Here is a 22,241-nt window from a genome sequence, read left to right on the forward strand (position 1 = left end):
GCGTGGGCCGTTGCTTCCATTATATGGTCCGCGCGCGGGCTTGACGGTCGAATCCGTGGCTTTGGCGCAGGTGTGGAAACGCCCTGCTTCCCGGATCGCCGATCGAGGGCCCGTGTTTTGCGTTCTGCTGCCGGCGCTCGGGCGGGGATAACGGTACGGAGAGACCGAGGTTATGAATTCATTTGAACTCAACAAGATTTTTGGTGCGATTCTGGGCACCTTGGTCTTTGTGATGGGTGTCAGCTTCATCGCTGACGAGGTTTACGCTCCGATCGAGGGACGTGGCGCGAGCTATGACCTTCCAGAGCCCGCTGCCGAAGGCGAAGGCGGCGGCGAAGAAGCACCGGAAGTGCCCTCGATTGCTGCCCGCATGCAAACAGCTTCTGCCGAAGAAGGCGCAAGCCTGATTACCCGGTGCCAGTCGTGTCACGATTATTCTCCGTCGAACGAGAACCGCACGGGACCCGGCATCTACGGGGTGGTCGGCCACCCCATCGCCAGCCATGAGGGCTTTGCCTATTCGGATGCGCTGGCAACGCTTGGGGCCAATGGCGAAATCTGGGACTACGAACATCTCGACGCCTTTCTGGAAAGCCCGCGCAATTACGCGCCGGGCACCAAGATGAGCTTTGCCGGCCTGTCCAACCCTGAAGATCGCGCCAATCTTATCGCATTCCTGCGCGAAAATTCGGACGATCCCTTCCCGCTTCCCGAGGCTCCTGCCGAGGAAGAAGCTGCACCCGCCGAGGGCGGCGAGGGCGAGGGCGGCGATGAGGCGCCGGTTGAAGACGAACTGACCGCTGCATTGGCGGCCGTGACACCTGAGGACGGCGAGGCATTGATCGTTCGCTGCCAGGCCTGCCACGACTATTCGGCTGAAAACGCCAACCGCGTCGGACCGGGCATCTACAATGTCGTCGGGGCGGAAATCGCCCAGCACGAGGACTATTCCTATTCGGACGCACTGGCGTCGCTGGGTGCCGAGGGCGAGACATGGACGCCGGAAAATCTCAGCGCATTCCTTGAAAGCCCGGCCGATTTTGCGCCTGGCACGCGGATGAGCTTTCCGGGACTGGCCAATGTCGAAGATCGCGCCGCACTGATCGTGTTCCTCAATTCGATTTCGGACAATCCCATCGAGCTTACGGGTGGCGCCGCCCCCGCCAAGCAGCCGGTTGTCGAAGAGGTCCAGGAGCTCAATCTCGAGGAGTCCGCTGAAGGGGACGACCCGGTGGTGATCGACGCGGACGAGCCAGAGGCCGCGCCCGAAACGCCGGCCAACTGATCGTTTATTGAGCGACGACATGTATATTGGGCCGCGCCATAGGGTGCGGCCTTTTTCTTTAGGGACAGATGGGAGGATTCAATGGCTCTGTTGTTGCATTTAACCGGCATCGATGAGGCGGGTTGGGCGAAAGGGTTCCGCGAGGCAATGCCCCACTATCGCGTTGTCACGCGTGGTGAGGAATTCGATCCGGCAGAAATTGAATACATCTTTGTCTGGAAGCCGGCGCCCGACGCATTCGAGGGCCTGGACAATCTCAAAGCCATCCTGTCGCTGGGTGCGGGTGTCGATGCTCTGCTTGAGCACCCCTCGCTTCCTGACGTTCCTGTCATTCGCTTTGTCGACGACGAACTCACCCATTGCATGAGCGACTATGTCATCTCACAGGTCACTATGCATCAAAGGCTGTTCACGCGATACGCGGCCCATCAGAAGGCCAAAGTCTGGAGCCAGCTTTATCCCCCGGCAAGCCACGAAATCGCAGTGGGAATCATGGGCCTGGGCGTGCTTGGGACAGACGCGGCCGAAAAGCTCAAGGCCATCGGTTTTGCCGTCAATGGCTGGAGCCGCTCTGCCAAGTCGATTGAGGGTGTGGAAGGCTTTGCCGGAGACGCACGATTCGCGGACTTCCTTGCGGCCACCGACATACTGGTTTGCCTTTTGCCGCTGACCGAGGAAACGCGGGGCATTTTGAATATGCAAACCTTCAAGGCGCTGCGCAGGGGCCGACTGGTGGGCGGACCGGTGCTGATCAACGCAGCCCGTGGCGGACACCAGAAGGAAGCCGATATCGTTGCCGCACTTAAAGACGGCACGCTCGGCGCGGCCAGTCTCGACGTGTTCGAAGTCGAGCCCCTGCCCCGCACCAGTCCACTGTGGGAGATCGAAACCTGTTTCGTCACACCCCACATCGCGGCGATATCCAACGAGCACAGCGGGGTCCGCTATTTCTCGCAGATTATTGCCGATCATCAGGCCGGCAAGCCTTTACGCAACGTTGTCGACCGGGGACGGGGCTACTGACCGTAGCGGGTTTTGAGCACGCCAAAGAGTGCCCGAATGCCCTGATCGGTGCCGCCATATGGACGACCCGGCCGGGCCTCGGGTGCCCACGCGAAGATGTCGAAATGCATCCACTCGGTCTCGGGTTTGACGAACCGGTTGAGAAAAAGTGCGGCGGTGATCGATCCCGCCAGCCCGCCGGTCGAGATGTGATTGACGTCGGCGATCTTTGAAGACAGCAGCTTGTCATAGCCGTTCCAGAGCGGCATGGGCCAAAGCGGATCGTCGACCGCCATGCCGTGCTCGACGAGCGTTTTCGCGAAGGCTTCATCTCGGGCATAGACAGGCGGCAGGTCCGGACCGAGCGCCACGCGGGCGGCACCGGTCAGAGTCGCCATGTCGATGACAAGGTCCGGATCTTCCTCGTCGGCCAAAGCGAGGGCATCGGCGAGGATCAGCCGCCCTTCCGCGTCGGCATTGCCGATCTCGACTGTCAGACCCTTGCGGGAGGGCAGAACGTCCCCCGGTCGGAATGCATTGCCGGCAATCGAATTTTCAACGACCGGGATCAGGACGCGCAATCGCACCTTGAGGCCGGCGGCCATTATGGCGTTAGCCAGCCCAAGCACATTGGCCGCTCCGCCCATGTCCTTTTTCATCAGCGCCATGGAACTGCCGGGCTTGATGTTGAGCCCTCCCGTATCGAAGGTTACGCCTTTGCCAACAAGGGTCAGCTTGGGGTGAGCCTGGTCGCCCCAGGAAAAGTCCACCAGACGTGGCGCCTGATCGCTGGCGCGACCAACAGCATGGATCATGGGAAAATTCTGCTCCAGCAGATCATCGCCGCGGACGACATTGATCGCAGCGCCATGCGCTTTGGCAAAATCGGCGATCCAGACCTCAAACGCGTCCGGGCCCAGATCATTGGCCGGAATGTTGACCAGATCGCGGGCGATGAATACCGAATTTACAAGGTTTTCAATTTCTTGCGCTTCGGCGCCCTCGGGCAGTTCGAGGACGGGGCGCTCCTTGGACTTCGAATACCGGTCGAATCCATACGCGCCCAACCGGAAACCCAAGGCAGCCAGTGTGGGATCGCCAAAGCTGCCTTCCAGCCGGTATAGACCTGCGGGCAACGCTGAAGCAGCCAGGCCCAGGATCAGGGCTGAGCGGTTGGCATCCGGCCCGAGGCCGAAAAGATGAGCCTCGATGTTGCCGTCCACATCAGGCAGGGCAAGGAGCTTGCCCGATTGGCCTGAAAAGTCATTGTTCCTTGCCCAGGCCTTCTGCGCCGCGCTTATGTTGGCGGCGTCAATGCCGTTCTCAGCTACGCAGATGATCGGTGTGGTCTTGGGCATGAAAAACTCCAGGTCGGGATCAAGCCCGTTTGTAGCGGGAGCGCCCCAAGACCGCAATCGCGACGCGAACGCGTTTAACCCGGCGTTAGGGTTAATGAATTACTTCTGGAATGGAATATTGCACGCGCGAGCGCAGGGCGCTGGGGGTCGGAATGGGCAGAATTGGTTTGGTGTTGCTGGCGGGCGTCGCCACCATCGCTCTGGCCGGATGCGCCACCAATCGCACCGGTGCACTGAATGCTGATTACGCCAATCTTTCCGGCCCGCAAATCCAGGCAAGCGTTGCCGACCTGTCCCAGCGCTACGCCCAGGACCCGCGCAACAGGGTACTCGGCATCCACTATGCCGCCGCCCTGCGGGCCGCCGGCCAAACCGAACCCGCCGTTACCGTGCTCGAAAATCTCATTTCGGTCCATCAAGGAGACGCCGAATTGGGCTTGGCCTATGCCAAGGCACTCTCGGCAGCCGGCCGGTTCGAACAAGCGCTCCGGGTGGTCGATAACGCCATGAACCCCGTAACACCGGATTGGGATGCGCTTTCGGTGCGCGGCGCCATTCTCGATCAGATGGGACGCCCGGTCGAAGCTCGGCAGGCTTACACCCAAGCCCTGCTATTGGCACCCCAGGAAGCGCGGCTCTATGCCAACTTAGGGCTTTCCTACGCCATGACAGGTGAGCTCGTGCAGGCAGAGGCCAATTTGCGGCAGGCGGCCTCAATGCCCGGTGCCAATTCAAAGGTGCGCCAGAACCTGGCCCTCGTCCTCGGCCTGCAGGGTCAGTTCGAGGCAGCTCGCGCGATTTACGCTGCAGAACTCCCGCCCGAGCAGGTCCAGGCCAACATGGACTATATTCGCGCGCTTCTGACCCAGCAGGACCGCTGGCAGGCCATCCGCAACGACACGCCTGCCTGAACAGCGATTTCACACCAGCCCGCGCGGCCCGATCAGAGCGAGGTCACTGTGATGATGGCCGGTGCCATGATGATTATGAAGAGTACCGGCAGAAAGAAGACGATCAGCGGGACGGTCATCTTGGGTGGTAGCGCCGCCGCCTTTTTTTCAGCTTCCATCATGCGCGCTTCACGCCCTTCTTCGGCCATGACGCGCAGGGCCTGACCAACCGAGGTACCGTAGCGTTCGGCCTGGATGAGCGCTGTCATCACCGAACGTACACCATCGAGCCCGGTGCGTCGGGCAAGATTGTCATAGGCGCGGGTCCGGTCTTCGAGAAAGGACAACTCTGCTGTTGTCAGGGTCATTTCTTCGGCGAGTTCGACACTTTGCAGCCCGACCTCTTTGGCGACCCGCTTGATCGCGTGCTCGATGGACATGCCCGATTCAACGCAGAGCAGGATGAGATCAAGCGCGTCGGGCCACGCCTTCTTGATCGAGCGCTGGCGTTTCTGGATCTTGTTGCGCAGCATCAGAACGGGGATGTATGCGCCGATCAGCCCCACGCCCAAGGCATAAACCAGATTGAGAAAGAGCGGGCGGCCACCTGGTGTAATGAAGATGAGATAGAGAGCTCCGAGCGCAAAAAAGAGGAAGGGCGCAACGAAGCGCACGAACAGATGTTTTGTCAGCTCGCCCTGGCCGCGCAGGCCGGCCTGAGCGAGGCGGTCCATCGTGTTTTCGTCCACAAATGCCTTTTGGAGCGAGAAGCGCTCGACGGTGGACTTCATATAGGTGCGCGCATCGGCACCACGAATGTTGCCCCGCCCGCCTTCCTTGCCTTCGGCCTGATTGCGCAAACGGGCCATTTCACGCGCCCTCATCTGCTCGCGCTCTATGGCCACCTTCTTCATGCGGTCCTTGCGCTCGACGCGCTCGAATATCTGTGAGCCGAATGTAAAGACGATGGCTGCAGCCGAAATCGCCGCGAAAACTGCGATAAGGAAATCGGGATTGACTATCTGGTCAGCGAGGCTCACGCGGAATCTTCCCTAATAGTCGAACTGGATCATGCGGTTCATGACGAACACACCCGTCATCATCATGCCCGCGGCAACGCCCAGGCAGATGTTGCCCACACTGGTGGTGACAAGCGGCGCCAGATAGCCGGGACTGATAACGGACACGGCACCGATAACGAAGACAGGCAAGGCGCCGATAATCATCGCCGAAGCCTTGGCCTCCGAACTCATGGCCTTGACCTTGCCTTTCATTTTCTTGCGGTTGCGCAGAACGATGGCAAGGTTTGACAACGCTTCGGAAAGATTGCCGCCCGATTGCTGCTGGACGGTGATGACAACGATGAAAAAGTTGACTTCGGACAAAGGGACGCGATCAAAAAGCACAGGGACGGCTTCAGCCATGCTTTTGCCCACCGATTGCTGGTCGAGAACGCGCATGAATTCCGATCGCACCGGCTGTTTGACTTCCCTGGCAACGAGCCGAATGGAGTCGTTGAGCGGCATGCCCGCCCTGACACCGCGTACGATAGCCTCAACGGCGTTGGGCAATTCGTCGAGATAGGCGCTCTGGTATCTCTTGCGCCGCCAGCCCAGATAGACATTGGGCAAGACATAGGCACTGGCCATGGCAAAGACTGCAGCATAGAGCAGTGGGACCTGCACCACGATCAGAACGACAAACATGCCGATGCCCAGAATGATGGAGTTGCGAATCCAGACCTTTACCGAGGTCTTGATCCCCGCCTGAAATATCCGGTGCTTCAAGGTGGTCTTGGCGCGGCGCGCGTTGAGAGCGTCCGATTGCTGCTTGAGCGCATCCTGAACCGTGCGGCGGCGCGTCTCTCTGGTCTTGTCCGCGGTGACAGTCTGCCGACGCACCTGCACATCGGCCTGAAGCGCTTTCATTCGCTTGTCGGCTCGGCTCGAACCAGCCAGCGCCGGCACGAAGGCGATACCCAATGCTCCAACGCAGACCACGACGAGGATGGCGAGAATGAGTGGGCTCATGGTCAGCGTATCAGTTCATGTTGTTCGACATTGGCGCGCTCGAGAGCCTCAACGAGCGCAATTTCCTCGTTGAAGTAGCGGGCTTTCTCGGTGAACTGGGGCTTGGTGATGCCGGTGGACCGATGACGACCAAGCAGGGCGCCGTTGGCGTCTTCTCCCATGATGTCGTAAAGGAACACGTCCTGAGTGACGATGACATCACCTTCCATACCGAGCACTTCAGAAATATGGGTGATACGGCGCGAACCGTCACGCAAGCGGGCCGCCTGAACGATCACGTCGATCGAGGATACGATCATTTCGCGAATGGTGCGGCTGGGGAGCGCGAACCCACCCATGGTGATCATCGATTCCAGACGGGAAAGGGCCTCACGCGGAGAGTTGGCGTGCAACGTGCCCATGGATCCGTCGTGGCCGGTGTTCATGGCTTGGAGAAGATCGAACGCTTCGGGGCCACGCACTTCGCCGACGATGATCCGCTCAGGACGCATACGAAGACAGTTCCTGACCAGTTCGCGCATGGTGACTTCGCCTTCGCCCTCAAGGTTGGGCGGGCGGGTTTCCAACCTGACGACGTGGGGCTGCTGTAGCTGCAGCTCCGCGGAGTCTTCGCAGGTGATGACACGCTCGTCTTTGTCGATGAAGGCGGTAAGACAGTTGAGCAATGTGGTTTTGCCAGAACCGGTACCGCCGGAAATCAGGACATTGGCCCGCACGCGGCCCAACACGCGCAAGACTTCGGCACCCTCGGGGGAAATCGAGCCGAACTTGACCAATTGAGGCAAGGTCAGCTTGTCCTTTTTGAACTTACGAATGGTCAGCGTAGGGCCATCGATCGAAAGCGGCGGAGCGATGACGTTCACACGAGAGCCATCAGGCAAACGCGCATCGCATATGGGTGAGGATTCATCCACACGGCGACCGACCTGGCTCACGATGCGCTGACAAACGTTCATCAGGTGCGCATCGTCGCGGAAGCGCACATTGGTCAGCTTCACCCGTCCATTCACTTCGATATAGCAACGCTGAGAGCCATTGATCATGATATCGGCGATGTCGTCGCGGGCCAGAAGCGGCTCAAGCGGGCCATAGCCCAGAACGTCGTTGCAGATGTCGTCGAGCAGATCTTCCTGCTCGGAAATCGACATGACGAAGTTCTTGAGAGCGATGATTTCGGCGACGATGTCGCGAATTTCCTCGCGCGCGGAATCCTGATCCATGGCAGCGAGCTGCGAGAGATCGATCGAGTCAATCAGGGCCGAGAAGATCGAGGATTTGGTCTGGAAATAGTTCTTGTCACGACCCGTGGATTCGACGGTATCAACGCTATCTTCGATCCGTGTCGTCCGTGGGGGCTCGGTTGTGGCACCTGAGGGCTGCGAGCGGGCATGCTCAAGCTCCGGTGCCTCGGGAAGAGGCGCCGGGCGACTTGGAGCCGGCTGGGTGTTGCCACCGAAACTCGCGCGCTTGCCGAACATCGTTTAAAGCCTTCCTTGTAATTACGCCCGCTTGCGCTTGCGAAACAGGTCGGGGATACGGATTCCTGAGGGCCGGCTGGTCGCCTGAGCACTCGATCGCCCGGTGAGCTCAAGACCAAGCGAGCGGAAAGTGTCGTTGACCTTATGAGTCGCCGAAACTTCCGCGATCATCTGTCCATTGTTCGCAGCGGTTCCGAACAAGGCCGGTTCAAAGCCGATCTGAGCGGCAAGGCGGCATTCAATGGACGAAGCGAACTCGGCCGGCGGGATTTCAGGACGCTTGGAAATACCCGTTTTGTTGACCACGATAAGCGGGTCGCTATCGCTCGGCCGCAGCGCCTTGACCGCGTCGGCAATGGCCTTGGCGTTGCGCAGATTGGCAAGATCGGGCTCGGCGACGATCACGACCTCATCGACGGCAGCCAGAGTGTGGCGCACCCAGCTTGTCCAGAGATGGGGGATGTCGAGAATGACAACGGGAACGGTCTTCTGGCTGAGCTCGATAACCTGCTCGAAACTGCGTTCGGAAAGATCGTAGGCCCGATCGAGCGTGGCAGGTGCGGCGAGAAGGGAAATGTGATTGGCCGCCTTACTCATCAAGCGATCGAGCATCACCGCGTCCATCTTGTCACTGGCATAGACCGCATCGGCGACGCCCTGGGGCGGATCCTGATTGAAATCGAGGCCGGCTGTCCCGAAGGGCAGATCGAGATCGACAACCAGAACGTCCTGGCTGATCGAGCGGGCGATCGCCCAGGCGACGTTATGCGCGACAGTGGAGGCCCCGGCCCCGCCCTTGGCAGAAATGAAGCCCATGGAGCGGCCGATTGGCGCCGCACCTTCGGAGGCGAACAGGTCGGTTATGGCGTTGATGATGGTCGCGCTTGAGGACGGCATGACCAAATATTCGGAAACACCGGCGCGGATGAGGCTGCGGTAGAGCATCACATCGTTGACGTGTCCGATGACGATAACCCGGGTCGAGGCGTCGCACACCTCCGCCAGCTTGCCCAGGGCGCCTTCGATCTGATCGGCTGGCAATGTGGTTTCAACGAGGATGAGGTTGGGTGTGGGGTTGGTGCGGTAGGTTTCGACCGCCCCCTCCAATCCACCGTTGTGCGTCGTGAGCGCCACCTTCGACATCCGCCGATCGTGGGTCGTGTCCTCGATGATTTGCGCGGTCTGTGAGTGCTCGCAGAACGCCTGAATCGTGATACGCGGGATCAATCGTGCGCCGCTTACCGTCTCGGCGGGTGCATCGGATGCATTTGCACGATCATCGTTGTCGATAAAGTTCATCGTTTCTACCCCAAACGGGACGTCTCAAAAAAGGCACCCCGGCGGCAATGCCGGAGCGAAGGGATCAGTCAAGCATGAAACCAACGGAGCCACGGAACTGTCCGCCCGCCGCGCCGCCGACCCCGTACATGCTCTCCATGCGCCCCAGAAAGATGGCTTCGGCATCTGAAGAGGGTTGATAGAAGTCGTCCGGCGTGGCGACCGGGGTCACGCTTGGCTGGGCGATCACGGGCGTGACGAGGATCACCAGTTCGGTTTGGGAGGTGCTGTATTCGTAAGACCGGAACAGCGCGCCGAGAATGGGGATGTTGCCGAGCCCGGGCAATTCGTTGATCTGGCGCCGTGTCCGCTCCTCGAGCAGCCCTGCAATCGCCAGCGTCTGGTGAGCTGGCAGTTCCACCGATGTCGAGGCACTGCGCGTATTGAGAGCACCCGAAATCGTATCGGAAATCTCGGAAACCTCGGTATTGATATCCAGCGCGATCAAGCCATTCGAGCGCACAGTCGGTGAGAAATTCAGCTTTATACCGTATTCCTTGTAGTCGTAGCTTTCTTCACCATCGCTAACCACGCGGATCGGCAACTCGCCGCCAACGTGGAAATTTGCCTCTTGTCCCGACATTGCCGTGAGCACCGGTTCAGCGAGAAGGCGCAGGGCGTTCTGACTCTGCAACGCCTGCAGCGACGCGTCGATTGAGAAACCGCCCTGGCTGAAATCGCCTGAATAGCTGCCAGCGGAATCCCCGGTTGCGGGTGCCGAATTCAAGCCCAGATTGAGCGCGCCAACCGAGAGCGACCCGGACAGATTGATGCCCAGTGCCTGCGCGGCGTCGCGCTTGATCTCGGCTACGACGACCTTGAGCGCCACCTGCTGGCCGCCTGCGACGTTGATGACTGAGGTTACATTGCTTTCGCCTCCGACATACTGCGCCGCTATGGCGACCGCCTTTTCCATGTCATCTCCGGACTGAACGTCGCCCGAAAGAATGACTGAATCGGCAAAGGACTGAACCTGGACGCGTGAGCCGGGAAGCAGACGATTGATGGTTGCAGCAAGGCCCGAGGAGTCCTGGGCCACGGAAATCTCGATCACCGCGATGCCGCCGCCCGAAGAGTCCAGAAACAGGATGTTGGTTTCGCCCGCCGCGATGCCCTGAATGACAGCGCGCGTACGCGTCCGCATCAGCGCGTTGGCGACGCCTGGTTGGGATACAATAACCTCTCCTGCTTCAACCGGCAGATCGATTATGATCGACTTGTTGACCCCGATTTCCACGTATTGAGTGCGCCCCAGCTCGCTTTGGGCTATGCGCAAATGTGGAGAGGTGGCGGCAAGGACCGGCGTGGTGCCCGCCAGCGCCGCAAGCATCAAACCCGTCAACAAAGCGCGCATCAGATCAAACCGAGCGGCGAAAGGCTGTTTCGGAGCGAAGAACATCTATCTGACCTCGATGACGGGTGAAGACGGCTGAGCCGGCTCGATTGGAGCAGCGGGGTTGTCCAGAGCCGAGACCGACGTGCCCGAAGGGGGCGCGCTACGCGGGGCGCTGGATGTGATCGATTGTGATTGGCCGTAGCGAACGAGCCTCACCGTCTGGCTTCCGCTGTTGTCGTCTGCCACGGTTTGTCCAAAATCGACGACCGAACGCAGAACCAGCGTCAGCCGTCCGATGGATCCAGACTGCAGGATCGTCTCCGACTGGGCCGGCGTCACCTCCAGTGTCGCGATTTCGGCGCTCTCAAAGACCTGCGAGGAAGGATTGTCGGGATCGACCTGCCCGCCCGTTGTGCCGGCTTCGCCAAGGCGTGTGCCTATGGCCAGAACGCGAATATTGGAGAGGATTGTCTCCGAATAATCGCCACCCGAGCGGGTGAGAACGATATCGACACGATCGTTTGGAACGATGTAACCGCCCGACGCGGAGTCGGGGTTGACCGCGACCGAGACGGCCCGCATGCCTTGCCCGATAACAGCCGAAAGATAGCCCTGTGTCGAGTTGACCAGCTTGGCTTCACGGATGGGTTCCCCGGGGAAAAATTCGAAGCGTGCCACCGAGCCAGCCACCTGCTGGGGCGCATCGGGAACGGCGCTGGCCGTGATGAATTCGGAGCGCAGCGCCCCCTCGGGCCAATCCTGCCAGCCCACGTCTGCTTCGGTAAGGCGCTGCCCTAGGCCGATTGCCCGATTGGCTACCAGAACCTGAGCGCGCGCCTCGCGCTGCAATTCGACGGTGGCCGACTCTTGCTGAGGACGGGGATTGTTGCCGCGCGTCGCCAGGAACGCGGCGAGCCCGCCCGCCACGATAGCGACCACGATGAGCAGAATACGCGCCGGTTTCATCTGACCCTAAACTCCCGCTGGCCCATGCCCTTTGAGGCACTTGCACTGTTTTTGGGAGACAGGACGTCTCGACACTTCCGGCCCCCAACGATCAGCCCCTGAGCGCAAATCTGGATGCGCTTGTGGGCGTGATCGGACAACTATTGCCGGGAAAGGGTCAAAACTTGGTTAATCGATGCTTTTTTGCAAAGGTTAACCAATGGTTTAAGGCAGGTCTTTTGCGTAAGCTGAAAGGAGGTTCCCGACCTTCGCGAAGGAAGGCTTACAGTGTGCCCAATTGATCAAGCAGTGTTTGCTGGACCGCCTGACTGGTCACCAGTTGCTCATAGATGAAGGTCTGGGGATAAACCAGCATGGCGCCGATCGCCAGGGCAATGCCGTAGGGCACACCGGTTTTGGGATGGTGCAGGCGGGCGATCCATCCAACGCTCAGAAGCGGCGCGGGAAGTGCGTAGCGGCGGCTTATCACAAGCGCAAAGGTCAATATACCGCCCAGGACGGCCGCATAAAGAAGAAAGGGCAGCATGAACTCAAAGCCCATCCACATGGCGACCCCTGCCGCCAGCTTGGCGTCTCCCCCACCGATCCAGCCCAGAGCAAAGAGAGTAAAAGTAACCACCAGGACCAGCGCGCCCGTGGCCAGATGAATCCCAATGAGTGCCGGGCTCATGCCCACGATCAGCGCGACGATCACGAAGCCCGCGACAACAGCAGCCACAAGCGCATTCGAAATCCGCATAGTCAGCAGATCCGAGCAGGCGGCGAAAGCCATTAGAAGAGGGAAGACGAAAGCAAGTATTGGATTAATCACGCCAACCACCCTTAACCGCCGCCGGACGAAAGCTCGGTAGAAATATTGTCGGAGATGTATTGGAACAGATCGGTGAATCCTGCTTCGAACATCGTCAGAGCTCCAATGACAAAGATCGATACAAGAGACGCGATCAGTGCGTATTCAATCGCGGTCGCTCCCCTCTGATCCTTGATGAATGCCCTTAACACGATTAGCCCTTGTCCTTCCAAAGCGCCTTACTCGTACATCTCTAGCGGCGTTCTGCTTAACAAATCAAAAAAAGAAAGGGGGCTGATGCCCCCCTTCTCAGCTTCAAAAGCCCACTATTAGCATGTGCCGTTGATATCGGCCGCTGAAGACAAAGTCTCGCCGATCGTACAGAACGTGCTTTCCAGCGCCGGCCCGGCAAGCGAAAGTCCGGCGATGATGACGACCGCCACCAGCGCCGCGATCAGACCATATTCGATGGCAGTAGCGCCGGATTCATCGGCGACGAATTTCTTGAACAGATTCATGACTAAGCTCCTTGTTCGTGCGTCCTCGAGTGACTGCATCGTTCGACGCGTCACACATCGAACATGGCGCCAAGCTAGTCTCCGCCAGTTGAAATTGAGTTAATCGGGCTTTTCAAAACCTCCTGTTCCGCACCAATACTCAACATGACTAGCAAATCGTTTCCATGGCCCGTAACATTCTAACTATTCTCGCTCCACCCTGTCTTTATATATATGGCCGTCGCATCGGACCTCCGTTTGCCAAATCGTAACCATTGACGTCCATGATCGGGTAACCATGTCAATCGGGGCGGGAATTGTAATCATGCCGGGTCAGTTGCGCAGCACCTTGATTGCTGCAGTATTTCTCATGGGTGGATACGGCCTGGGTCCCGCCATCGCCCAGGACCAGGACGCCGTCACCGTCACTGTCAACACCAATATGGCCCGGGTGCTTCGCATCAATGCCCCCGCAGCCACGGTGATTATCGGCAATCCGGCAATCGCCGATGTCACGATACAGGATCCCCAGACGTTGATCCTGACCGGCAAGAGCTTTGGCCGCACCAACATGATCATCCTCGATTCCAATGGCGATCCCATAGCCGACACCATTGTGGAAGTGGCCCAACTCACCTCCGACACCGTTACGGTCTTCATGGGGGCCCAGCGAACCTCGATGGCCTGCGCACCCAACTGCCAGCCCGTCATCATGCTGGGAGACGACACCAGCTACACCTCGGATGTCATCTCTTCGAGCAGCATTATCGACGGCGCGGCCAGCCGTTAAAGCCAATTTATCCTCAGCTCTTAAGTCCCGGTTTACCTTGGCTGCAAATGGCGGGTGGCTGTGACCAAACCCTAACTTTCGGTTAGTGAGCTTTTGCGTATTGTGCCCAGCGATTTCAGATGGAGCGCGGGCATGGGGACCACCGCAAAGAAGGTATTGAGCGAGACGTGGCTTGTGCGCGGTCTTGCGCAACGCTTTGTGCGCTGCAACCGAGGTGTGACGGCTGTCGAGTTTGCCGTCGTCGGCCCTGTGTTTTTCGCCTTCATCGGGGCAACGCTGGAAACCGCACTCGCCTTTTTTGCCGGTTATGCCCTCGATACGGCAATTATCGATTCTTCACGGCTGATCCGCACCGGGCAGTCCGCCTACATTTCCTCGGAAGCCAATTATCGGGAAGCGGTCTGCTCCAGGCTTTACGGCTTGTTTGATTGCGATCAGATCCGGATGTCAGTGCGGGCAATCGATGATTTTGGCAGCTTTTCGATGACCGACCCCATAGACCCCGATAGCGGCGATTGGACGATGGAAGACTCATTTGCCAGCGCCGAACCGCTTCAGACCATGATGGTCGAGGCCTATTACAAATGGCCGACATTTTTCAACATTCCGGGCCTCAATGCCGGCCAAACGGCCGACGGCAAGCGGCTCCTGGCGACCACTCACGTCATCCGAACGGAGCCCTTTACGCTATGAGCAGGCTCGGCAAACATTTAATCGGCCCACTGAAGCAGATCGTGGGAGATCAGAAGGGCATCGCCGCTGTCGAATTCGCATTGATCGTTCCAGTGCTGATGTTGACCTATCTCGGAGCAACCGATGTGACTCAGGGGCTGGCCATCGATCGAAAGCTCGGCCAGGTCGCTTCCACAGTGTCCGATCTGGTGGCTCAGGAAGACGGGATCACCAGCGATCAGGTGCACGCATTCTTCGAATCCGGGATTGCGATCATGCGTCCGTTCGACTTCGAACGGACAAAACTGCGCCTCACCATCATCGAGGTGGAGGGCGGTTCGACCACTGTAACGGGCGCAACTGCGCGGAATTGGGAGATCGAAGCCAGTAACGGAGAGACTTACGAGCTCCCTTCCAACATGGAGGCGCTGGCTGATGGACGTTATGTGGTCGTCGCTGAGGCAGGCTATGACTATACTCCCCTGTTCGGAACCGTCTTTGACAGCACGCTTTCCCTCCAGCAGCGCTCCCTGCATACCACACGCAAGGACGTGGTCGACTTTGGCTTTTCGCCAGACGGTTCTCCCGTGAGCGGAGCCGAACCGCTCGAAGGCGAAGAGGAAGTTGTCGACGAGACCGAGACCGGTGAAACGGGAGACGATGGCTCGACAGGCGAAGACGAGGGTTCATCTGGTGACGACACCGGTTCTTCCGATAGCGGCGATTCCACGGACGATGACGATGATGATGACTCATCCGGCGGCTGGGGTGGTGGCTGGGGCGGCGGCTGGGGCGGCGGATGCTGGGGCTGGGGCTGTTAATCGCTGTCACCTATCCGCCTTGCCGGAGTGTTCGTTCGAAGGGAGCCTAGCCCCATAATCGCGACGAATAGTGCCGTTGCAAATCGCGCGCCGACCTGACATGAAATCAGCTCACCCCCGGTCGGAGCCACCCAATGTCAGAGCCTCTCATTCCCGTGTTCGATCTTGGCGGCGTTTTTGTCGACTGGGACCCGATGCACCTGTTCCGTAAGCTGTTTGCGACCGAGCAAGAGGCTCGGTGGTTCGGGGAGTCCATTTGCACCAAGGACTGGAACCTCGAATTTGACGCGGGCGATATCTATGCGGAGGGCGTGGCGCGGCTGATTACGCGGTTTCCGCGCTACTGGCGCGAAATCCAAGCCTATGACACACGCTGGAAGGAGACCATCGGCGGTATCTTTCAAGGGACCGTTGATATCCACAACGAGTTGATCGAAGCGGAGATTCCGACTTTTGCGATCACCAATTTCTCCTGGGAGAAATGGGTCTCCGTGCTCGACGAGTGGAGCTTTCTCGAAAAATTCGACGGTGTTGTGGTCTCCGGACTTGAAAAAATGGTCAAGCCCGATCCGCGCATCTTCCGGCTGTTCTGCGACCGCTACGGGCTCGCGCCGGAATCCTGTGTCTTTATCGACGATAATCAGGCCAACGTTGTATCTGCCCGCGCGGTTGGCATGGAAGCCATCCACTTTTCATCGCCCGAAGCGCTGAGGGCCGAACTTATCAGCCTTGGATTGCCGCTCAAGAATTAGAGCATTTCAGCGTTTCTACGAATCGCTTCAATTGCTCTAAGCCTTTGTTTTGTCGCGCTTCCGGACCGGATAAGTGGTGCCCACTTATCCTGGAAGCACTCTAGCGCGTGCCGTACATCCGGTCGCCGGCGTCGCCCAGGCCGGGTACAATGTAGCCGTGTTCATTGAGCCTTTCATCGAGGCTGGCCGTGAAGATCGGCACATCGGGATGGGCCGTCGTAAAGCGATCAACGCCTTCAGGCGCGGCCAGAAGGCACAGGAACCGGATGTTGTTGGCGCCGCGATCCTTGAGTTTTTGAACTGCCGAAATAGCGGAATTTGCGGTTGCCAGCATGGGGTCGACTACGATCACCAGACGATCGGCGGCGTCGGATGGTGCCTTGAAATAGTACTCGACGGCCTCAAGTGTTTCGGGATCGCGATAGAGCCCGATATGGGCGACGCGGGCGGAAGGGACCAGATCCAGCATCCCGGTCAACAGCCCTTCGCCGGCCCGAAGGATTGAGGCGAATACCAGCTTCTTGCCCTTGAGCGTGGGCGCACGGGTCGGACCGACAGGGGTTTCGATATCGATATATTCGAGCTCAAGATCGCGGGTGACCTCGTAGCACAGAAGATGCGCGATCTCCCGCAGCAGCCGGCGGAAGCTGGCGGTCGAAGTGTCCTTGCAGCGCATGATGGTGAGCTTGTGCTGGACAAGGGGGTGATCGACGATGGTCACGTTCTGCATGATGGGGCCGCTCTTTTTATTTTATCGTTACAGGGCGCTCGTGCCGTGCTTTCCCGGCGCGATGCCCAGCCAGTGGGCAATTGTTTCGCCAATATCGGACAGAACGGGGCGCAAGCCAATGCTCCCCTTGTCCAAAGAGCGGCTAAATAACAGGATTGGCACCTGCTCGCGGGTGTGATCGGTGCCGGGCCATGTGGGGTCGTTGCCGTGATCGGCGGTGATGACCAGAAGATCGTCGTCGCGGAGCCTGGCGATGAGTTCGGGGAGGCGGCGATCGAACTGTTCGAGGGCGTCCGCATATCCGCCGGGATCGCGCCGGTGACCGAATTCTGTATCAAAATCAACGAAGTTCGTGAAAATCAGAGCGCCATCGGTTGCCATGTCCATGGCTTCGAGCGTGCGATCGAACAGCACCATATTACCCGATGCCTTGATCTTGTGGGTGATGCCGCGCGCTGCGTAGATGTCGGAGACCTTGCCGATGGCATAGACCTGCCGGTCTGCCGATTTGAGGCGATCGAGCACTGTGTCTTCGGGGGGATCGATGGCGAAATCGCGCCGGTTTCCGGTGCGTTTGAAGCTCTTGGCATCTTCGCCGAGGAAGGGTCTGGCGATGACGCGACCGACCTTTAGGGGGGCTGTGAACTTGAAGACCGTCTCGCAGAGCGCGTAGAGGTTTTCGAGACCGAAATGCTCCTCGTGGGCGGCGATCTGGAAGACTGAGTCCACCGAGGTATAAAAGATGGGCTTTCCGGTGCGGATCGACTCTTCACCGAAGTCCTCGATGACCTTTGTGCCCGAGGCGTGGGTGTTGGCGAGGGAGCCTTCAAGACCTGCGGCCGCGTAAATTTTCTCCAGCAATTCCAATGGGAAAGCGGGGTTTTCGTTGGGGAAGTAGCCCCAGGCGAAGGGGACCGGGACGCCGGCGATTTCCCAATGGCCCGAGGGAGTGTCCTTGCCGATGGAGACTTCGCGCCCGACGCCCCAACGCCCGCCGAGGGGGGTGTTGCTCAGGCCGGGCGGGACCGTGCCGGTGGAGAGCTCGGCTGCGGCGCCGAGGCCAAGACCGTCGAGATTTGGCAGATATAACATACCCTTACGGGTGCCTTCGATATCGCCACGGCCATCGGCGCAGGCCTGGGCGATGTGGCCGAGGGTGTCGGCGCCCGCATCGCCGAAATCGGCGGCGTCGGGGGCACCGCCGATGCCGAAACTATCGAGCAGACATAAGATCGCGCGGGGCATCACTGGCCTCCCTTGGGCGGAATTTCACTATAGATAACAGGATGTTCAGGCGCATCCTCATCGATCACGTAAGCCGCGAGAAGGCGCCTTTCGGCCTCTGCGGCAGTGGCCTCGTCGCGAGCATGGATGCGGGCGATGGGGGTTTGCGGGTCGACTTTCGTGCCGATGCCGGCGAGGCGATCAAAGCCCACATGGTAGTCGAGCTTCTGATTTGGGTCGGTGCGTCCTCCCCCCAGAACGACCACCGCCATGCCCACTCCACGTACATCGATTTGGGCTACACGCCCAATGGACACTGGGTGCACTTCCCTTACCACGCCCACTGGACCGGGCACATATTTTTCCAAATCGTGCCAGGACCCTAGCGCATTTGCCATGGCAAAAAACTTCTCGGCGGCGGCCCCGCTGTCGAGCGCAACCCTGGCGCGGATAAACCCGTCATCATAATCGAGAGCCATGCCACCGAGGACAAGTCCGTGGGCGCAAAGAGCCAGCGTTACCTCTTCGAGGCGCGGGTCGCGATGGGCACCGGTGAGGAAATCGATGGCGTTCTTCACCTCAAGCCAATTGCCCGCCGCAGAGGCGAGCGGCTGGTTCATGTCGGTTATGAGCGCACCGGTTTTCAGCCCCGCTCCATTGGCGACCGATACCAGGCTTTCGGCCAACCCGACTGAATCCTCGAGCGTCTTCATGAAGGCACCCGAGCCGGTCTTGACGTCGAGGATGAGGGCATCGAGCCCGGCGGCGAGTTTTTTGGACAGGATGGAGGCTGTAATGAGCGAGATGTTTTCGACAGTCGCTGTGACGTCACGGATGGAATAGAGCCGCCGGTCGGCGGGGGCGAGATCATCGGTCTGGCCGATAATGGCGCACCCTACGTCCTTGACCACCCGGCGCAGGGTGTCGATGTCGGGATTGGTCATATAGCCGGGTATGGAATCGAACTTGTCGAGCGTGCCGCCGGTGTGCCCGAGACCGCGGCCGGAAATCATCGGAACGTAAGCGCCGCAGGCGGCCAGGATCGGCGCGAGCATCAGTGAAACATTATCGCCCACTCCGCCGGTCGAGTGCTTGTCGATCGTGGGGCCATCGAGATCGGACCAATCGAGCACGCGGCCTGAATCGCGCATGGCGAGGGTCAGCGCCACCCGCTCATTACGCGTCATGTTCTGGAAATAGACGGCCATGGCAAAGGCGGCGGCCTGCGCGTCGTTGACAGCGCCCGAGGTGAGTCCGGCGACGAAACCGGCGATATCGGCTGTATCGAGTTCAAGACCGTCGCGTTTTCTCGCGATCACTTCCTGGGGGAGAAGGGTCACAGAGAAGCCCCCCTCATCCGTCGCTTCGCGCCACCTTCTCCCCCGAGGGGAGAAGGAAGAAACAGCGAGTGCTTGTCCATAATGCCAAACTGTGTACCTGAGACGCGCAAACCGAGATCAAACCTTGTGGAGCCGGACAGGAGATTTGGGCGCGCGCTTCAATATGCCCTTGGCCTCAAGATCGAGCTGGACGCATTTGAACCACCAGCCGGCTTTTTCGCCGCCGGGAAACAGGTCCTGGGGCAGGTCGGGCTTGATGGCGGCGATCAGATCGGCCGGGGTGGCGCCCGGTTCGGTTGTGGGAATGTGTTTCATCACCGCTTCGCGGACCGCCATGTATTTGGCCTTATCGACCCGCGTCTTGTGGTTGGGGGAGGTGAAGTTTTCGACTTCGATCTTCTCGTTCATGGTTCAGGCTCCGATCTTAACCGCCCAGGTTTGCGTGTGTCGCGGCCCCTGCCCTGGATTCCGGGAATAAACCCCGGAATGACAGTTGGGGATGTGGAGAGGGCGTCGTCAAATTGCCCTTTTGGTATCAGGCTCCGTACGGCACCCAGACATTTTTGATCTGGGTGGCTTTGCCTAGGAGGTAATCGCCCTCCAATGCCGGGTCGGCCCAATCGAAGGCAAGTCCGCGGGTGGTCCAGCTTTGCTTGACGTTGCCTGCCGAGAGCTTTTCGATTTCGGTGGAGTCTGCCAGAGAACCGGCGAACCAGATGCCGTCCACGCCATCGTGTTCGGCCAGGGTTGTGGCCAGTGATTTCGCATCGCCGGTGACGATGTTGACGACACCGGAGGGGACATCGGAGGTTTCGAGCACCTGATAGAAATCGGTGACGGCCAACGGATAGGCCGATGAGGGGATCAGGACCGTGGTGTTGCCCATGGCAATGGCCGGGGCGAGCAGGGAAACGGCACCGAGCAGCGCGCTTTCGAGCGGGGCGGCGATGCCGATAACGCCAACCGGTTCGACCATGGCCACCGCCATCATGCGGGCGGGCGGATTGTGAACGGCACCATCGAACTTGTCGGCCCAGCCGGCAAAGGCAAACAGCCGCTCGACCGAAAGATCGACCTCGCGTCGCGCCGCATTGGCCGACGCCCCGGTCATCGACCGGATGCGATCGGCAAATTCGGTTTTGCGATAGTCGAGATTTTCCCCGAGATAATAGAGCACCTGGGCGCGGTTATGGGCCGTGGCATTGCTCCAGCCCAAGGCGGCGCGGGCCGCTTCGACAGCGTTGCGGATGTCCTTGCGGTTACCCTCTCCCACTTCGCCCAGATGCTTGCCGCCGGACGACAGGACGGACCTTGCATAGCCTGAATCGGGGCGGGCCTGCTTGCCGCCGATATAGAGCTTTGCCGTGCGGTCGATGCCGGTTGTTTCGCTTGTGTCGGCCGGGGTGGGCCGTTTCACGTCCGGGGCGGCTTTGAGTTTTTTCTCCCAGGCGGGCTTGAGGTAGGCGGCCATGCCTTCCCTTCCCCCTTCGCGACCGAAGCCGGATTCGCGATAACCGCCAAAACCCACCGCCGCATCGAACTGGTTGGTGGAATTGATCCACACGACGCCGGCCTTGATCTGAGGGGCGATATCGAGGGCGAGATTGACGTTTTCGGTCCAGACCGATGCTGCGAGACCGTATTTGGTGTTGTTGGCCAGCTCTACCGCCTCTTGGGGTGTGCGGAAGCTCATGGCGACGAGCACGGGGCCGAAGATTTCTTCGGACGCCAGCGTGTGGGCCGGAGAAATTCCGGTGACCAGCGTGGGGCGGACATAGCACCCCTTTTGCGGCATATCGCCATCGGGCGAATAGAACTCGCCACCCTCGGCCTTGCCGGCCTTCAAAAGATCGAGAACCCGTTCGACCTGAACGGGGGCAACGAGCGCGCCGATATCGATGGATTTATCCAGCGGATCGCCGACGCGCAGGGTTTTCATGCGCTGCTTGATCTTGGCGATGAAGGCGGTTTCGATCGATTCCTGGACAAGAAGGCGCGAGCCCGCGCAGCACACCTGCCCCTGATTGAACCAGATGGCATCGACCAGCCCTTCGACGGCGCTGTCGAGATCGGCATCCTCGAACACGACGAATGGCGATTTGCCGCCCAGCTCGAGCGAAAGACCCTTGCCCGAACCGGCAGTGGCGCGGCGGATGATCTTGCCCACCTCGGTGGAGCCGGTAAAGGCGATCTTGTCGATATCGGGGTGGGTGACAATGGCCTCGCCGGTATCTCCGGCCCCGGTGACGATATTGACGACGCCCTTGGGCAGGCCGATGCGAGCGCAGATTTCGGAGAACAGCAATGCGGTCAGCGATGTGAATTCGGCGGGCTTGAGGACAATTGTGTTGCCCGCCGCGAGGGCCGGAGCGATCTTCCAGGCCAGCATCAGCAGCGGGAAATTCCACGGGATGATCTGACCGCAAACGCCATAGGGCACATGGTCGGGGAAGGATTTCCCCAGATGCTGGGCCCAGCCGGCATGATGATAGAAATGGCGGGCGACGAGGGGGATATCGATGTCGCGGGTTTCGCGGATCGGCTTGCCATTGTCGAGGGTTTCAAGAACCGCAAACAGCCGGCTTTCCTTCTGAATCTGGCGCGCGATGGCATAGAGATATTTGGCGCGCTCAAAGCCGCTCAGTTGCGACCAGCCGGGGAACGCGGCGCGGGCCGCCTTGACGGCCTTGTCCACATCGGCTTTGCCGGCTTCGGAAATGTCGGCCAGCTTTTCGCCATTGGCCGGATTGGTCGAGGCGAAGGTTTTGCCTGGCCTCGTGAAATCACCATCGATGAAATGGCCGAATTTCCTGCCATGGGCCGCCAGCCAATCGAGGGCCGGGCCGGGCGCTTCGGGGGCCGGGCCGTATTCGAGGGTTTCAAAGATTTCCGCCACTTTGGTCATTGTAGTCTCCTTTGCCTCACGCGCCGTATCGCAATTG

At 59.7% G+C, this 22,241-nt stretch carries 22 protein-coding genes; 7 read left to right on the forward strand and 15 right to left on the reverse strand.

All coding sequences use genetic code 11. From position 1 onward, the window contains the following. Positions 1–172 precede the first annotated feature (172 nt). Positions 173–1,285, forward strand: a complete 1,113-nt coding sequence (locus OF122_RS17580) for a c-type cytochrome (protein ID WP_264225476.1) — start codon at positions 173–175, stop codon at positions 1,283–1,285. 81 nt (positions 1,286–1,366) lie between these two features. After that, the gene (locus OF122_RS17585; protein WP_264225477.1) at positions 1,367–2,308 is read left to right on the forward strand and encodes a 2-hydroxyacid dehydrogenase; all 942 of its coding nucleotides are present in this window, start codon (positions 1,367–1,369) and stop codon (positions 2,306–2,308) included. On the opposite strand, the gene OF122_RS17590 is transcribed toward OF122_RS17585, so the two are convergent. Then, positions 2,302–3,645, reverse strand: a complete 1,344-nt coding sequence (locus OF122_RS17590; protein ID WP_264225478.1) for a leucyl aminopeptidase family protein — start codon at positions 3,643–3,645, stop codon at positions 2,302–2,304. The two genes, OF122_RS17585 and OF122_RS17590, sit on opposite strands and share 7 nt — an antisense overlap. A gap of 152 nt (positions 3,646–3,797) precedes the next feature. On the opposite strand from OF122_RS17590, the gene OF122_RS17595 reads away from it, so the two are divergent. Further along, positions 3,798–4,556 (forward strand): tetratricopeptide repeat protein, encoded by a 759-nt coding sequence (locus tag OF122_RS17595; RefSeq protein ID WP_264225479.1) that lies wholly within the window; start codon positions 3,798–3,800, stop codon positions 4,554–4,556. A gap of 32 nt (positions 4,557–4,588) precedes the next feature. Here OF122_RS17595 and OF122_RS17600 read toward each other — a convergent pair whose 3' ends face one another. The 9 genes from OF122_RS17600 to OF122_RS17640 form a co-directional block, all read right to left on the reverse strand. Beyond that, on the reverse strand, positions 4,589–5,575 hold the full coding sequence (locus tag OF122_RS17600; protein ID WP_264225480.1) for a type II secretion system F family protein: 987 nt from the start codon (positions 5,573–5,575) through the stop codon (positions 4,589–4,591). A gap of 12 nt (positions 5,576–5,587) precedes the next feature. Beyond that, positions 5,588–6,565 carry a type II secretion system F family protein gene (locus OF122_RS17605; RefSeq protein WP_264225481.1) on the reverse strand — a complete coding sequence of 326 codons (978 nt, stop codon included), beginning with the start codon at positions 6,563–6,565 and terminating at the stop codon, positions 5,588–5,590. A gap of 2 nt (positions 6,566–6,567) precedes the next feature. After that, positions 6,568–8,043: an ATPase, T2SS/T4P/T4SS family gene (locus OF122_RS17610; RefSeq protein ID WP_264225482.1), complete on the reverse strand. Its 1,476-nt coding sequence runs from the start codon at positions 8,041–8,043 to the stop codon at positions 6,568–6,570. Positions 8,044–8,064: 21 nt separating this feature from the next. Next, the gene (locus OF122_RS17615) at positions 8,065–9,342 is read right to left on the reverse strand and encodes an AAA family ATPase (RefSeq protein ID WP_264225483.1); all 1,278 of its coding nucleotides are present in this window, start codon (positions 9,340–9,342) and stop codon (positions 8,065–8,067) included. Positions 9,343–9,406: 64 nt separating this feature from the next. Continuing rightward, the gene (locus tag OF122_RS17620) at positions 9,407–10,735 is read right to left on the reverse strand and encodes a type II and III secretion system protein family protein (protein WP_264225484.1); all 1,329 of its coding nucleotides are present in this window, start codon (positions 10,733–10,735) and stop codon (positions 9,407–9,409) included. A 45-nt stretch (positions 10,736–10,780) separates the two neighbouring features. Next, positions 10,781–11,683, reverse strand: coding sequence for a Flp pilus assembly protein CpaB (gene cpaB / locus OF122_RS17625; protein WP_264225485.1), 903 nt, complete (start codon positions 11,681–11,683; stop codon positions 10,781–10,783). Between the two features lie 262 nt (positions 11,684–11,945). Beyond that, on the reverse strand, positions 11,946–12,482 hold the full coding sequence (locus tag OF122_RS17630; RefSeq protein WP_264227697.1) for an A24 family peptidase: 537 nt from the start codon (positions 12,480–12,482) through the stop codon (positions 11,946–11,948). Positions 12,483–12,505: 23 nt separating this feature from the next. After that, the gene (locus tag OF122_RS17635; protein ID WP_264227698.1) at positions 12,506–12,685 is read right to left on the reverse strand and encodes a Flp family type IVb pilin; all 180 of its coding nucleotides are present in this window, start codon (positions 12,683–12,685) and stop codon (positions 12,506–12,508) included. A 117-nt stretch (positions 12,686–12,802) separates the two neighbouring features. Then, positions 12,803–12,991 carry a Flp family type IVb pilin gene (locus OF122_RS17640; protein ID WP_264225486.1) on the reverse strand — a complete coding sequence of 63 codons (189 nt, stop codon included), beginning with the start codon at positions 12,989–12,991 and terminating at the stop codon, positions 12,803–12,805. 304 nt (positions 12,992–13,295) lie between these two features. Between OF122_RS17640 and OF122_RS17645 the strand changes: the two genes are divergently transcribed. From OF122_RS17645 to OF122_RS17660, 4 genes are all read left to right on the forward strand, one after another. After that, positions 13,296–13,760 carry a pilus assembly protein N-terminal domain-containing protein gene (locus OF122_RS17645; RefSeq protein ID WP_264225487.1) on the forward strand — a complete coding sequence of 155 codons (465 nt, stop codon included), beginning with the start codon at positions 13,296–13,298 and terminating at the stop codon, positions 13,758–13,760. A gap of 132 nt (positions 13,761–13,892) precedes the next feature. Then, entirely contained in the window at positions 13,893–14,453 is a 561-nt protein-coding gene (locus tag OF122_RS17650; protein ID WP_264225488.1) for a TadE/TadG family type IV pilus assembly protein, read from the forward strand. 41 nt (positions 14,454–14,494) lie between these two features. After that, a complete protein-coding gene (locus OF122_RS17655) occupies positions 14,495–15,253 on the forward strand; it encodes a TadE/TadG family type IV pilus assembly protein (protein ID WP_264225489.1) in 759 nt (252 codons plus the stop codon). 134 nt (positions 15,254–15,387) lie between these two features. Then, a complete protein-coding gene (locus OF122_RS17660; RefSeq protein ID WP_264225490.1) occupies positions 15,388–16,005 on the forward strand; it encodes an HAD family hydrolase in 618 nt (205 codons plus the stop codon). A gap of 100 nt (positions 16,006–16,105) precedes the next feature. Here the strand turns inward: OF122_RS17660 and upp are convergent, their stop codons facing one another. The 5 genes from upp to OF122_RS17685 all read right to left on the reverse strand — a co-directional run bounded on the left by upp (position 16,106) and on the right by OF122_RS17685 (position 22,204). Beyond that, a complete protein-coding gene (gene upp / locus OF122_RS17665; protein WP_264225491.1) occupies positions 16,106–16,735 on the reverse strand; it encodes a uracil phosphoribosyltransferase in 630 nt (209 codons plus the stop codon). A 27-nt stretch (positions 16,736–16,762) separates the two neighbouring features. Continuing rightward, positions 16,763–17,980 carry a phosphopentomutase gene (locus OF122_RS17670; protein ID WP_264225492.1) on the reverse strand — a complete coding sequence of 406 codons (1,218 nt, stop codon included), beginning with the start codon at positions 17,978–17,980 and terminating at the stop codon, positions 16,763–16,765. Next, positions 17,980–19,299: a thymidine phosphorylase gene (deoA, locus tag OF122_RS17675; RefSeq protein WP_264225493.1), complete on the reverse strand. Its 1,320-nt coding sequence runs from the start codon at positions 19,297–19,299 to the stop codon at positions 17,980–17,982. Before deoA ends, OF122_RS17670 begins: the two co-directional genes overlap by 1 nt. A gap of 117 nt (positions 19,300–19,416) precedes the next feature. Then, positions 19,417–19,707: a DUF6958 family protein gene (locus tag OF122_RS17680; RefSeq protein WP_264225494.1), complete on the reverse strand. Its 291-nt coding sequence runs from the start codon at positions 19,705–19,707 to the stop codon at positions 19,417–19,419. Between the two features lie 127 nt (positions 19,708–19,834). Next, positions 19,835–22,204: an aldehyde dehydrogenase family protein gene (locus OF122_RS17685; protein ID WP_264225495.1), complete on the reverse strand. Its 2,370-nt coding sequence runs from the start codon at positions 22,202–22,204 to the stop codon at positions 19,835–19,837. Between the last annotated feature and the right edge of the window lie 37 nt (positions 22,205–22,241).

Origin of the sequence: Pelagibacterium flavum (assembly GCF_025854335.1) — a bacterium.
Classification (GTDB): Bacteria; Pseudomonadota; Alphaproteobacteria; order Rhizobiales; family Devosiaceae; genus Pelagibacterium; species Pelagibacterium flavum.